General features: G+C 67.9%; 1 protein-coding gene (cut by a window edge). It reads left to right on the top strand.

Annotated features, from left to right (window positions below):
- The first annotated feature begins 9 nt into the window (after positions 1-9).
- Positions 10-15,248: the 5' portion of a non-ribosomal peptide synthase/polyketide synthase gene (locus HU738_RS18330; protein WP_217871491.1), read on the top strand. 7,060 nt of this gene lie beyond the right edge of the window; only the first 15,239 of its 22,299 coding nucleotides appear in the window; the start codon lies at positions 10-12; its stop codon lies off the right edge, out of view.

Raw genomic sequence — 15,248 nt, 5'->3', positions numbered from 1 at the left:
TGCTTACCGATGCTTTTCAGCGAACTGATGGCTGCACTCTCCACCCATGCAATCCGACTCCAGCGCGAAGACCGGGACCTGATCGTCCTGGGCGATGACGAAGCCCTGGACGACACCCTGTGGGAGGCGCTGTCTCGGCACAAGCCGGCCTTGCTGGAGATGCTTGCCGAATGCGATGGCGACTGGCTCAGCCCGGCCTTCCGCATTACCCCCGACATGCTGCCGCTGGTGCAACTCGAGCAACACGCCATCGACCGCATCGTCGCCAGCGTGCCGGGCGGCGGTGCCAATGTGCAGGACATCTATCCGCTGGCACCGCTGCAGCAAGGCATGCTCTACCAGCACCTGTCAGCCGCTGATGGCGACCCGTACCTGGCCCAGGTGCAACTGCGCTTTGCCAGCAAGGCACACCTCGAAGCCTTTGCCCAAGCGCTGCAATGGGTGATCCAGCGCCACGACATCCTGCGCACCGCGCTGCACTGGGAATACCTCGACGAGCCCGTGCAGGTGGTCTGGCGTGAGGCAACCCTGGTCCGTGCCGCCATCGAGGTCGACGGCGCGGATGCCCTGGCCCGGCTGTGCGCGCAGTTCGATCCGCGTCACTATCGCCTGGACCTGCGCCAGGCGCCGCTGATGCAGCTGATGCACGCCCGTGGCGAGGGCGAGCAGTGGGTGGCCTTGCTGATGTTCCACCACGTGGTCATGGACCACACCGCACTGGACATCGTGCGCCGCGAAATCCAGGCGCACCTGGCCGGCGAGTCGGCGCAGCTGGCAGCGCCGATGCCGTTTCGCAACGTGCTGGCGGCTGCGCGCCAGGCATTGGACGAACGCGTCCACGAGCGATTTTTCCGCAACATGCTCCACGATATCGACGAGCCGACCCTGGCCTTCGGCTTGCAGGACAAAGGCCAACAGCCACTGGAACAGGCGCGCCTGACGCTGCCACCCGAGCTGAGCCTGCGCCTGCGTCACCAGGCCCGGCAGCTGGGGGTGAGCCCGGCCAGCGTGCTGCACCTGGGCTTCGCCCGCCTGGTCGGGCAATTGTCTGCACGCCAGTCCGTCGTGTTTGGCAGTGTGCTGCTGGGGCGCATGACCACCGGCGAGGGTGGCGACCAGGCGCTGGGCATGTTCATCAACACCTTGCCGCTGCGCATCGACCTCGGCCAGCACAGCGTGCGCCAGGGCCTGCTGACCACGCAGCAACGGCTCAGCGCCTTGCTCGGCCATGAGCAGGCCTCGCTGGCTCTGGCCCAACGCTGCAGCGGCGTGGCCGCGCCGGCACCGCTGTTCAACAGCATGCTCAACTATCGCCATAGTGCTGCCGGCGATGCCGCCGAAATCATCCCGGTGGCGCCAGGTATCGACATCGTCGGGGCCGAAGAACGCACCGACTACCCGCTCACCGTCAGCGTCGATGACCTAGGCGATGACCTGCGGCTGACCGTGCAGAGCCTGCCGCAGTGGGGGGCTGCGCGGGTCTGCGAGCAGTTCGCGCAGGTGCTGTCGAGCGTGGTCGGGGCACTTGAACAGGCTCCCGAAACGCCGCTGCAAACGCTGGCGGTGCTGCCCGAGGCAGAGCGCCAACAGGTGCTGGAGCAATTCAACCGCACGACCCGGGCCTACCCGCAAGGGCTGACCGTGCATGCGCTGGTCGAAGCGCAGGCCGCGCGCGCCCCTGAGGCGTGCGCGCTGCGACAGGATGGCCTGGCATTGAGCTACGGCGAGCTGAACCGGCGTGCCAATCAGCTGGCCCATCGCTTGATCGAACGGGGCGTCAAGCCGGGCGACCGGGTTGCCCTGTGCCTGCCACGGCGCCCGGAGCGCCTGGTCGGCCTGCTGGCGGTGCTCAAGGCCGGCGCTGCTTATGTCCCGGTAGACCCGGCCTACCCGGCAGAGCGTATCGCCTATCTGCTGGAAGACAGCATGCCGGCGCTGGTGCTGGCCGACGCTGCCATCGCAGGCTTGCCGCCGATACCGCGCCTGGACCTGGACCAGGCCGAGGCGTTCGCCGCCAACGCCAGCAATCCACAGCTGCCTGCCTTGGATGCGCAGCACCTGGCCTATGTGGTCTACACCTCCGGCTCGACCGGCCAACCCAAGGGCGTGATGGTCGAACACCAGGCCCTGGCCAACCTGGTGCACTGGCACTGCCAGGCGTTCGAACTGACGGCCGGTTCGCACAGCTCCAGCGTTGCCGGCTTCGGCTTCGACGCCCTGGCCTGGGAGGTCTGGCCAACCCTGTGCGCAGGCGCCACGCTGCACCTGCCGCCCGTACACATCGGCAACGAACACGTCGACGAGCTGCTCGACTGGTGGCTGGCGCAGCCGCTGCAGGTCAGCTTCCTGCCCACCCCGGTGGCCGAACAGGCGCTGCGCCGTGATCGCCAGCACCCGACCTTGCGCACGCTGCTGGTCGGCGGCGATCGCCTGCACCCGTTCGAGCGCGCCCCAGGCTTTGCCCTGGTCAACAACTACGGCCCGACCGAAGCCACGGTGGTGGCTACCTCCGGCCAGGTCACCGACAGCGGCGCCCTGCATATCGGCCAGCCGATCGCCAACACCCGCGTGTATGTCCTCGACGAAGGCTTGCAACCGGTGCCGGTCGGCGTCACGGGCGAGCTTTTCATCGGCGGGGTACAGGTCGCCCGTGGTTACTTCAACCGCCCTGAACTCACTGCACAACGCTTCCTCGACGACCCCTTCAACCCAGGCGGGCGTATGTACCGCAGCGGCGACCGGGTGCGCTGGAATGCCGACGGTACCCTCGATTACCAAGGTCGCAACGATGATCAGGTGAAGATCCGCGGCATGCGCGTGGAGTTGGGTGAGATCGAGGCCACCTTGGCCGCTCAGCCGGAGATCGACGATGCGGCGGTGCTGGTGCGCGAAGGGCGCCTGCTGGCCTGGTACACCGAAATCGCGCCGGTCGACCCTGAACGCTTGCGCCAGGCCCTGCAGGCCAGTTTGCCGGCGCACATGCAGCCATGGGCGTTGATCCGCCTCGACGCGCTGCCGCTGACCAGCCACGGCAAGCTCGACCGCCGAGCGTTGCCCGACCCCGATGGCGTCTTGCTGCCAGGGCAGGCCTATGAAGCGCCGCAAGGCGAGACCGAGCTTGTCATGGCCGGGATCTGGGCCGAGGTGCTGGGGATGGAGCGGGTCGGGCGGCAGGACAACTTCTTCGAACTGGGTGGCCACTCGCTGTTGGCCGTGACCCTGGTCGAGCGCCTGCGCAAGGCCGGCCTGGTCATCGATGTGCGCGTGCTGTTCGCCCAGCCGACCGTGGCTGCGCTGGCCAGCGCGACAGCCCTCGGCGAAGCGCTGAAGGTCCCGGCCAACCGAGTGCCACAGGGTGCCACGCGGATCACGCCGGACATGCTCAGCCTGATCGAACTGGACCAGGCCAGCATCGACGCCATTGTCGCCACGGTACCGTTCGGTGCCAGCAACGTGCAGGAAATCTACCCGCTGGCGCCGTTGCAGGAAGGTATCCTTTACCACCACCTGAGCGCCGAGCAGGGCGACCCGTACCTGCTGCAGACGCGCCTGGCATTCGACAGCGTCGAGCGCCTGCTGGCCTGGGCCGGCGCCTTGCAGCAGGTCATCGACCGCCATGACATCCTGCGCACCGCGGTGCACTGGCAGGGGCTGGCGCAGCCGCTGCAGGTGGTGTGGCGCAGTGCCGAGCTGGCCGTGTGCGAAGTTGAGCTGGACGATGAACCTGGCGTATCACGCATCGAGCAGTTGCACGCGCGGTTCGATGCGCGCCACCACCGGCTGGACCTGGGCCAGGCACCGCTGACCCGGCTGTACTACAGCCTCGACCCGCGCAACCAGCAGGTGGTGGCGATCCTGCTGTTCCATCACCTGACCCTGGACCACACCGCCATGGACGTGGTCGCCCGGGAAATGCGCGCCGTGCTGTTCGCTCCAGGCGAGCCCCTGCCGCCGGCGGTGCCTTATCGCAACTACGTGGCCCAGGCGCGGCGGGCCGACCCTGCCAGCCAGGAGGCGTTCTTCCGCGAGATGCTGGCCGACGTCGACGAGCCGACCTTGCCGCTGGGCCTTGCCGATGTGCAGGGCGACGGGCGCCATATCGACAGCGCCTTCCTGGCCCTGGATGCCGGCCTCAGCCTGCGCCTGCGCAGCCAGGCGCGGCAGCTGGGTGTCAGCGCCGCCAGCCTGATGCACCTGGCCTGGGCGCGTGTGCTGGGCGTGCTGGCCAACCGCGCTGACGTGGTGTTCGGCACCGTACTGATGGGCCGCCTGCAAGGGGGCGAAGGCGCTGACCGTGCACTGGGGATGTTCATCAACACCCTGCCGGTGCGGGTCGACACCCGTGCTGGCGTGCACGCAGCGGTACGCGCCACCCATCGCAGCCTGTCGGCACTGCTCGGCCACGAACATGCCCCGCTGGCCCTGGCTCAGCGGTGCAGTGGCGTGGCCGCTTCGGTGCCGTTGTTCAGCGCCTTGCTCAACTACCGCCACAGCGCCGCCGATGCGCCGCGCGAAGGCGAGGGCATCTGGGAGGGCGTGCGCCTGCTGGGCGGTGAGGAGCGCAGCAACTACCCGCTGACCCTCAGCGTCAACGACCTTGGCGAGGCTTTCAGCCTCAGTGTGCTGGCCGTCGAGGGCATCGGTGCCGCCCGTGTCACCGAGTGGATGGCCAACACGCTGGCGCAGCTGTTGCAGGCGCTGGAGTCTGGCCAGGAGGCCACGGTCGATGCCTTGCCGATCATCGATGAGGCAACGCGCCAGCAACTGCTTGGCCGCTTCAATGCCACGGCGCAAGCGTATCCGCAGGGGCACACCGTGCATGCCCTGATCGAGGCCCAGGCTGCCCGAGCACCCGAAGCGACGGCCCTGTGCCAGGGCGATCGAACCCTGAGTTATGGCGAGCTCAACCTGCGCGCCAACCGCCTGGCCCACCGCCTGATCGAGCACGGTGTGCAGTGTGGCGACCGGGTCGCCCTGTGCCTGCCGCGCAGCACCGAGCGGCTGATTGGCTTGCTGGCCGTGCTCAAGTCCGGGGCGGCCTATGTGCCGGTGGACCCGGCCTACCCACACGAGCGCATCGCCTACTTGCTGGCTGACAGCTCGCCGACGCTGGTACTGGCTGACTCGGCTATCGAGGGGCTGCCGGGCCACCTTGCGCGGCTGGACCTCGACCAGCCAGGCAGCTGGCACCCCGTCGACAGCAACCCTCAAGTGCCCGGGCTCGATGCCCATCAACTGGCCTACGTGGTCTACACCTCGGGCTCCACCGGCCAGCCCAAGGGGGTGATGATCGAGCACCAGACCCTGGCCAACCTGGTGCACTGGCACTGCCAGGCGTTCGCGCTGGGGGCTGGAGAGCGCACGTCCAGCGTCGCCGGTTTTGGTTTCGATGCCATGGCCTGGGAAGTCTGGCCGGCGTTGTGTGTCGGCGCCACGTTGCACCTGCCGCCCGCGCACATCGCCAACGAGCAGGTAGAGGCGCTGCTCGACTGGTGGCTGGAACAGCCGCTCAAGGTCAGTTTCCTGCCGACGCCGGTCGCCGAGCAGGTGTTGCGCCGCGAACGCCGGCACCCGACCCTGCGCACGTTGCTGATCGGTGGCGACCGCCTGCGCCAGTTCGACCGCGACCCTGGCTTCGAGCTGGTCAACAACTACGGGCCGACCGAGACGACCGTGGTCGCCACGTCTGGCAAGGTTCTGCCTGGCGGTGCACTGCATATCGGCCAACCGATCGCCAACACCCGCGTGTATGTACTCGACCAGCGTCGTCAGCCGGTACCGGTGGGGGTCACCGGCGAGCTGTACATCGGTGGCGGCCAGGTCGCCCGGGGTTATTTCAACCGCCCGCAACTGACCGAGGAGCGCTTCCTGCCCGACCCGTTCAGCCGCCTGCCGGGGGCACGCATGTACCGCAGCGGCGACTTGGTACGCTGGAACGCCGACGGTAGCCTCGACTACCAGGGCCGCAACGATGACCAGGTGAAGATCCGCGGCATGCGCGTCGAGCTGGGCGAGATCGAAGCCGCCATGGCTGCCGAGCCTGGCATCGAGCATGCCGTGGTGCTGGTACGCGGCGAACGGCTGCTGGCCTGGTTCACCGAAACGGCACCCGTCGAGCTCGATGCGCTGCGTCAGGCGCTGCAGGCGAGCCTGCCGGCGCACATGCTGCCGCAGGCGTTCATGCGCCTGGAGCAGTGGCCGCTCACCAGCCATGGCAAGCTGGATCGTCGGGCGCTGCCGGAGCCCGAACTGGCGGAGCAAGGCTATGTCGCCCCGCTGGGCGAAAGCGAAATCGCCATCGCCGCCGCCTGGGCCGAAGTGCTGGGCGTCGAGCGGGTAGGGCGGCATGACAATTTCTTCGAACTGGGCGGCCACTCGCTGTTGGCCGTGACCCTGATCGAGCGCCTGCGCCAGCGCGGTCTGCACACGGACGTGCGCGTGCTGTTCGGGCAGCCCACGGTGGCTGCACTGGCTGCAGCGCTGGGCAACGGCCGTCAGGTGGTGGTGCCGGAAAACCGCATAGTGGCGGGCTGCAGCCGGATCACGCCGGACCTGTTGCCGTTGATCGACCTGGACCAGGCCAGTATTGACCGCATCGTCGCCACGGTGCCGGGTGGTGCCGCCAACGTGCAGGACATCTACCCGCTGGCGCCGCTGCAGGAAGGCATCCTCTATCACCACCTCAGCGCCACGGGGGCCGACCCGTACCTGCTGCAATGGCGTGTCGTGTTCGACAGCCTGGCACGCCTGCAAGCCTTTGCGGCTGCGCTGGACAAGGTCATCGCCCGCCACGATGTGCTGCGCACCGCCGTGCTCTGGGATGGTTTGCGCCAGCCGGTGCAGGTGGTCTGGCGCAGCGCACCGAGCATCGTCGGCGCCGGCTCACAGGCCATCAGGCTGGACCAGGCGCCCATGATTCGCCTGCTGTACAGCGAGTCCGAGGGCGCCATCGACGCCACGTTGCAGTTCCACCATATCGCCCTGGACCACACCGCCATGAAGCTGGTGCTGGACGAAATCCGCGACCACCTGCATGGCCAGCAGCCGACCCGGGCGCCGGTGCCTTACCGCAATTACGTGGCCCAGGCCCGGCTCGCCATCAGTGAGGCCGAGCACGAAGCGTTCTTCCGTACCGAACTCGGTGACATCGACGAACCCACGCTGCCCTATGGCCTGACCGACCTGCAGGGCCAGGCCGACGGTTTCGAGCTGGCCACCGTGCAGCTCGACAGCAGCCAGTACCAACGCCTGCGTCAGCAGGCCCAGCAATCAGGGGTCAGTGCTGCCAGCCTGCTGCACCTGGCCTGGGCGCGGCTGGTCTCGGCCACCAGTGGCACGGACAGTGTGGTGTTCGGCACCGTGCTGCTCGGGCGCCTGCAAGGCGGGGTCGGCGCCGATCGCGGCCTGGGCATGTTCATCAACACCTTGCCGTTGCGCCTGGACCTGCACGGGCTAGGCGTGCGCGATGGCGTCCGTCTGGCCCATGAGCGCCTGAGTGCGCTGTTGGTCCATGAGCACGCCTCGCTGGCCCTGGCCCAGCGTTGCAGCGGCGTGGCCGCGCCGACGCCGTTGTTCAGCGCCATGCTCAATTACCGCCACGGCGCCAGTGCCAGTGAGCAGCAGGCGCACCGCGAAGCCCTGCAAGGCATCCAGGCGTTGCCCAGCGGCGGCCACGGCAATTACCCGTTGAGCGTCAACGTCGACGACCTTGGCGACGGCCTGCGCATCACCGCCCAGGTCTCGGCGCAGGTCGGCGCACAACGCGTCGGCGAGCAACTGCTGCAGGTGCTGGCCGGCCTGCTCGATGCGCTGGAACAGCAACCGCAACTTCCGGTGCAGCATTTGCCCGTATTGGCACCTCAGGAGCGTCAGCACCTGCTGGTCGAGGCCAACGCCAGCGCATACCCGCACGATCTGCAGCAACCGCTGCACCGCCTGTTCGAAGCGCAGGCCAGGTCCACGCCGGATGCCCCGGCGCTGGTCGCTGAAGAGGGCCAATTGAGCTACCGCCAGCTCGATGAACAGGCTAACCGCCTGGCCCACCACCTGATTGCCCTTGGGGTAAGACCCGACGACCGCGTGGCGATCTGCGTCGAACGTGGGCTCTCGCTGGTGGTCGGCCTGCTGGCCATTCTCAAGGCTGGCGGCGCCTATGTGCCGGTTGACCCGAGCTACCCGGCCGAGCGCATTCGCCACATGCTGGACGACAGCGCGCCCCATGCGCTGCTGGTACATGCGGCAACGCGTGGCGTGGCGCAGCATGCGCTGCTGGTCGACCTTGACCGGCCAGGCTGGGACGACCAGCCGATCAGCAACCCGCAGGTGGCAGGGCTGACGGCGCAGCACCTCGCCTACGTGATCTATACCTCCGGCTCCACTGGCGTACCGAAAGGCGTGATGGTCGAGCACCGCAACGTGGTCAACCTGCTGCACTGGAGCCGACGCCTGTGCAGGGTGGCCGGGAGCGTGCTGCACAAGACGCCGATCAGCTTCGATGCTTCGGTATGGGAGCTGTTCTGGCCGCTGTGCAGCGGTTTGCGCCTGGTCGTTGCGCGGCCGGATGGCCAGCGCGATGGGCAGTACCTCGCCGAATTGATCCAGCGCCAGCAAGTGAACGTGGCGCAGTTCGTGCCAGCCTTGCTGCAGCAGTTCCTTGAGCAGGAACAGAGCGCCGCGTGTACCAGCCTGAGCGACATCGTCTGCGGCGGCGGCGAGCTGACCGAGGCGTTGGCCGCATGGGTACGCCAGCGCCTGCCTGGTGTGCGCCTGCACAACGTCTACGGCCCGACCGAAACCACTGTCGACTGCAGCGTCTGGACGCTTGAACCTGGCACGCCGCTGCCACGAGGCAGCGTGCCGATTGGCAAACCGATCGACAACACGACGTTGTATGTGCTCGACAGCCACGACCAGCCAGTGCCGTGGGGCGTGGCCGGCCACCTGCATATCGGTGGCGCTGGTGTGACCCGTGGCTACCTGGGCCTGCCCCAAGCGCAGGCCGAGCGCTTCATTCTCAGCCCCTTCGTGGCTGGCGAGCGGCTGTACCGCAGCGGCGACCTGGTGCGCCAACGTGCCGACGGCAGCCTCGAATTCCTTGGGCGCAACGATCATCAGCTGAAGGTCCGCGGCCTGCGCATCGAACCCGGTGAGATCGAGGCTTGCCTGACCCGCATCGCGGGTGTGCGCGAGGCGGTGGTGCAGGCGTTCGAGGCGCGCCTGGTCGCTTATCACACCGGTGAGCCACACGCCGCGGACAGCCTGCGCCAGGCGTTGCAGCGGCAATTGCCGGAGTACATGGTACCGGCGCAGTACATTCACCTCGACCAGCTGCCGCTGACCCCCAACGGCAAGCTGGATCGCAAAGCTCTGCCAGCGCCCGACGCAGTGCTGCAGCAGCGCGCTTTCGAAGCCCCGCAAGGCAGTACCGAAACCCTGCTGGCCACGATCTGGAGCGAACTGCTGGGCGTGCAGCGCGTAGGGCGGCACGACAACTTCTTCGAGCTGGGCGGCCACTCGCTACTGGCCGTGAGCCTCACCGCACGCCTGCGCCTGGAAGGCCTGCAGGTGGATGTGCGTACCTTGTTCGGCCAGCCGACCATTGCCGCCCTGGCAGCGACCTTGGGGCATATTCAGCAGGTCGAAGTGCCCGAGAACCGTATTGCGCAGGGCTGTCGCCACATCACCCCGGACCTTCTCAGCCTGATCGAGCTCGACCAGGCCAGCATCGACAGGATTGTCGCCTGCGTACCCGGTGGCGCTGCCAACGTGCAGGACATCTACCCGCTGGCACCCTTGCAGGAAGGCATTCTTTATCATCACCTGAGCGCGGCCGAGCACGACCCCTACGTGCTTTACTCGCGCCTGCGTTTCGACAACTTCGAACGCCTGCAGGCGTTTGCCGACGCCCTCGACCAGGTCGTCGCTCGCCACGATGTGTTGCGCACCGCGGTGCTTTGGGACGGCCTGCCACAGCCGGTTCAGGTGGTCCTGCGCAGCGTGCCTGGCGTGCTGGCGGGTCCCCTTGAGGGGGGCTTGCCGGCGATGCGCCTGGACCGGGCGCCGCTGCTCCAGCTGTTCCAGGGTCAGGGCGATGGCGCGCTCGATGCCACCCTTCAGTTCCACCACATCGTGCTCGATCACACCGCCCTGGAAGTGATTGGCGAAGAATTGCAAGGCTTGCTGCAGGGCGCCCCGGCCCCCGCCCATGCCCCGGTGCCGTACCGCAACTACGTGGCCCAGGCCCGCCTGGGCATCAGCCCGGCCGAGCACGAGGCGTTCTTCCGCGCGCAACTGGCCGACATCGACGCGCCGACCCTGCCGTTCGGCCTTGCCGACGTGCAGGGTGACGGCCGTGACATGCAGGAGTTCAAGCTCACGCTGTCGACAGCCCTTGCCGCAGGCCTGCGTCGGCAGGCCCGGGGGTTGGGCATCAGCGTCGCCAGCCTGTTCCACCTGGCCTGGGCGCGCCTGCTGGGCGCTGTCAGCGGTCAGGACAGGGTGGTGTTCGGCACCGTGCTGTTGGGCCGCCTGCAGGGCGGCGAGGGTGCCGAGCGGGCGTTGGGCATGTTCATCAACACCTTGCCGCTGCGTATCGACCTGGGCGGCGTCAGCCTGCGCGAGGCCGCGCATGCCACCCACCAGCGTCTCAGCGCACTGTTGGCCCACGAGCATGCCTCGCTGGCGTTGGCCCAGCGCTGCAGCGGCGTCGCCGCGCCGTTGCCGCTGTTCAGCGCCATGCTCAACTACCGCCACGGTGCCGAGGCCAATCCCGAGCAGCGCCAGGCCTGGCAAGGCATCGAGGTGCTCGACGGGCAGGAACGCACCAACTACCCGCTTAGCCTCAATGTGGACGATATGGGCGAGGGCTTCCGCCTGGTCGCCATGACGCCCGCCGAGGTCGGCGCGGCGCGGATCTGCGGGCAGATGAACCAGGTGCTGGAAGCCCTGGTCGAGGCGCTGGAGCAGGAGCCGGAACTGTCGCTGCAGCGCCTGCCGGTGCTGGAGGCCGCTGAGCGCCAGCGCGTGCTGGTGGACTTCAACGACACTGCCGTCGCTTACGACCTTGAGCAGACCTTGCATGGCCTGATCGAGGCCCAGGTGGCGAGGACCCCGGATGCGCTTGCCGTGCGGGCAGAAGAGGGCGAGCTGACCTATCGCCAGCTCAACGAACAGGCCAACCGCCTGGCGCATCACCTGATTGCCCTGGGCGTGAAACCGGACGACCGCGTGGCGATCTGCGTCGAACGTGGCTTGTCGATGGTGGTCGGGCTGCTGGCCATCCTCAAGGCCGGCGGCGCTTACGTGCCAGTGGACCCGGATTACCCGGCCGAGCGCGTGCGGCACATGCTCAGCGACAGCGCACCGGTGGCGGTGCTGGTGCATGCGGCGACCCGCGATGTGCCGGATGCCGGCCGGATCATCGATCTGGATCAGCCAGACTGGAATGACCAGCCTGCCAGTAACCCGGTGATTACAGGCCTGACTGCACGCCATCTGGCCTACGTGATCTACACCTCCGGCTCGACCGGCCTGCCCAAAGGCGTGATGAACGAGCATGCCGGCGTGGTCAACCGCCTGCTGTGGATGCAGGATGCCTACGGCCTGACCGCCGAAGACGGGGTGCTGCAGAAAACCCCGTTCAGCTTCGACGTGTCGGTGTGGGAATTCCTCTGGCCGCTGCAGACCGGCGCCCGCCTGGTCATGGCCCGCCCCGGTGGCCACCGTGATCCTGAGTACCTGCGCCAGGTCATCCAGAGCGAAGGCATCACCACCTTGCACTTCGTCCCCTCGATGCTGGATGTGTTCCTGTCCGCCTCCGCGTCCACCGCCCAAGCCGGTGCCATCCACCGCGCCGGCTTCTTCGCGGGTGAACCCGCTGCCACAGGTACGGTGCAGGCCCTCAAGCGTGTGTTGTGCAGCGGCGAAGCCTTGCCCGGCAGCCTGGTACGGCGCTTCCACGCGCAGTTGCCGGCAGTAGAGCTGCACAACCTCTACGGCCCGACCGAAGCCGCCGTGGACGTCAGCGCCTGGCACTGCCTGACCGCCCCCGACAACACCCCAATCGGCAAACCAATCGCCAACACCGCCCTCTACGTGCTTGACAGCCAAGGCCAGCCAGTGCCCCAAGGCGTGGCCGGCGAGCTGTTCATCGGCGGCGTCCAGGTCGCCCGTGGCTACCTCAACCGGGCCGAACTCACGGCCGAGCGCTTCCTCGACGACCCGTTCCGCCCGGGCGGGCGGCTGTACCGTACCGGCGACCTCGCACGCCACCTGCCGGACGGTAACCTCGAATACCTGGGCCGCAACGACGACCAGGTGAAGGTCCGCGGCCTGCGTATCGAACTGGGCGAAATCCAGGCTGGGCTGACCGCCATCGCCGGCATCAAGGAAGCCGTGGTGGTGGCCCGCGACCAGCGCCTGATCGCGTACTACACCGGCGAGCCGCAGCCTGCAGAGACCCTGCGCACGGCACTGCTCGCGCATTTGCCTGAGTTCATGGTCCCGGCGCTGTTCATGCACCTCGACGCCTTGCCACTGAGCCCCAACGGTAAGCTCGATCGCAAGGCGCTGCCAGAACCTGATGCAGTTCAGGACCGCCCTTATGAAGCCCCCCAAGGTGAAACGGAGACCCTGTTGGCGGAGATCTGGTGCGAGCTGCTGGGCCTGGAACGGGTAGGGCGCCACGACAACTTCTTCGAACTGGGCGGCCATTCGCTGCTGGCGGTAACCCTGACCTCACGCCTGCGCCAGCAAGGCCTGCATGCCGATATCCGTGTGCTGTTCGGCCAGCCCACCCTGGCCGCGCTGGCGGCGGCAGTGGGTACCGCAAGCACCGTGCAGGTGCCGGACAATCGCATCGCGCCAGGCTGCACCCGCATCACCCCGGACATGCTGCCACTGGCAGACCTGTCACAGGCGGCCCTCGATACCTTGACCGCACAGCTCCCGGGCGGCGCCGCCAATATCCAGGACATCTACGGCCTGGCGCCGCTGCAGCAAGGCATCCTCTACCACCACCTGGCCAGCGCAGGCGCCGACCCCTATGTGCTGCAGGCGCGCTTCGCCTTCCCCGACCAGGCCAGGCTGGATGCCTTTGCTGCGGCCTTGGAGCAGGTCATCGCCCGCCACGACATCCTGCGCACCAGCATCCATTGGCAGCACCTCGAAGAGCCTGTGCAAGTGGTCTGGCGCGAAGCGCGGCTCAGCGGCGATGGCAGCACCACCATCAACCTCAATCAGGCGCCGCTGATCCGCCTGCTACCCGCCCTGGCCAACGGCCGCCTGGAAGCGACCCTGCTGATCCACCACATCATCCTCGACCATGCCGCCGTCGAGCAGCTCGTCGCGGAGATTACCGCGGTGCTGCAGGGCCAGCCGCTGTCGCAGGCCAGCGTGCCTTACCGCAACTATGTGGCCCAGTCACGCCTGGGCAACACCCGCCAGGCGGCAGAGGCGATGTTCCGCGAACTGCTGGGCGATATCGACGAACCCACCGAAGTGTTCGGCTTGCGTGATGCGCACAGCGACACCTGCCGGGTGCTCGACAGTCGCCTGGCACTGGATGCCGGCCTTGGCCAGTGCCTGCGTGATCAGGCCCGCCAGGCGGGTATCAGCGTTGCCAGCCTGGTGCATCAGGCCTGGGGCCAGGTGCTGGCGCAGCTGTCCGGCCGCGACGAAGTGGTGTTCGGCACCGTGCTGTTGGGGCGCCTGCAAGGCGGCGAGGGCGCCGAACGGGCGCTGGGCATGTTCATCAACACCTTGCCGCTGCGCGTCAGCGTCGGCACGATCACGGCCAGCAACGGCGTGCGCCTGACCCACCAGCGCCTGGCTCGCTTGCTTGCCCATGAACAGGCATCGCTCGCCGAGGCCCAGCGCTGCAGCGCAGTGCCGGCCGGCCAGCCGCTGTTCACCAGCCTGCTCAACTTCCGCCACAGCGCCGCGGCCAAGGCTGAGTGGCGCGAGGCCTGGCAGGGCATCGAGCAATTGGCCGCACATGAGCGCAGCCACTATCCGCTGGTGGTCAACGTCGACGACCTGGGTGATGCCTTCGTGCTCACCGTGCAGGCGCTCGAGCAGGTGGACGGTGCACAGGTTTGCCGCCTGTTGGCCACTGCCCTGGCGCAGCTGTCGCAGGCCCTTGAGCGGGCCCCGGCAACACCGCTGCAGCAGTTGAGCTGCCTGGCACCTGCCGAGCGCGAGCGGGTACTGCATGGCTTCAACGCCACCCGCCGTGACTACCCGCGCGAGCAGGCCGTGCACACCCTGTTCGGCGCCTGCGCAGCGCTGAGCCCGGCCGCTGTGGCCGTGGTGCACGCAGACCGGCACTACAGCTACGCGCAACTTGACCAGCACGCCAACCGGCTGGCCCACCACCTGCTGGCGCTGGGGCTGCAACCGGGCGAGCGCGTCGCGCTGTTGCTGCCGCGCAGCTTCGACTTGCTGGCGGCGCAACTGGCAGTCAGCAAGTGTGCGGCGGTGTACGTGCCCCTGGACAGCAATGCGCCGGCCGAACGCCAGGCATTCATGATCGCCGACAGCCAGGCCCGGGTGCTGCTGACCTACAGCAGCGAACATCAGGTCGGCCAGGCCCTGCGAGTCGAACTCGACCGCCTGGCGTTGGACGCTTGCCCGTCGCACTCGCCGGGCCTGTCGGTCAGCGCCGAAGACGCGGCCTACATCATGTACACCTCCGGTTCCACCGGTACTCCGAAAGGCGTGCAGGTACCCCATCGGGCCATCGTGCGGCTGGTGATCAACAACGGCTTTGCCGAATTCACCCGCCAGGACCGGGTGGCATTCGCCTCCAACCCGGCCTTCGACGCCAGTACCCTGGAAGTCTGGGCGCCGTTGCTCAACGGCGGCACGCTGGTGGTCATCGACCAGCACCAGGTGCTGTCGAGCCAAGCCCTGAGGGATACCTTGCTGCTGCACAAGGTCAACGTGCTGTGGCTGACCGCCGGCCTGTTCCACCAGTTTGCCGACGACCTGCTGCCAGCACTGGCCAAGCTGCGCTACCTGATGGTCGGCGGTGATGTGCTGGACCCGGCGGTCATTGCCCGGGTACTGCGCGAAGGCGCGCCAGCGCACCTGCTCAATGGTTACGGCCCGACCGAGGCCACCACCTTCAGTACCACCCACGAGATCCTCGAAGTGGACGAAGGCAGCATTCCGATCGGCAAGCCCATTGGCAATGGCCGCTGCTATGTGCTCGATGGCCGTCAGCAGCCGCTGCCGGTCGGCGCGGTCGG

This window comes from Pseudomonas vlassakiae (genome assembly GCF_014269035.2).
Classification (GTDB): domain Bacteria; phylum Pseudomonadota; class Gammaproteobacteria; order Pseudomonadales; family Pseudomonadaceae; genus Aquipseudomonas; species Aquipseudomonas vlassakiae.
The sequence above is the reverse complement of the archived record's forward strand: the minus strand, read 5'-3'. Positions and strand labels throughout refer to the sequence as shown.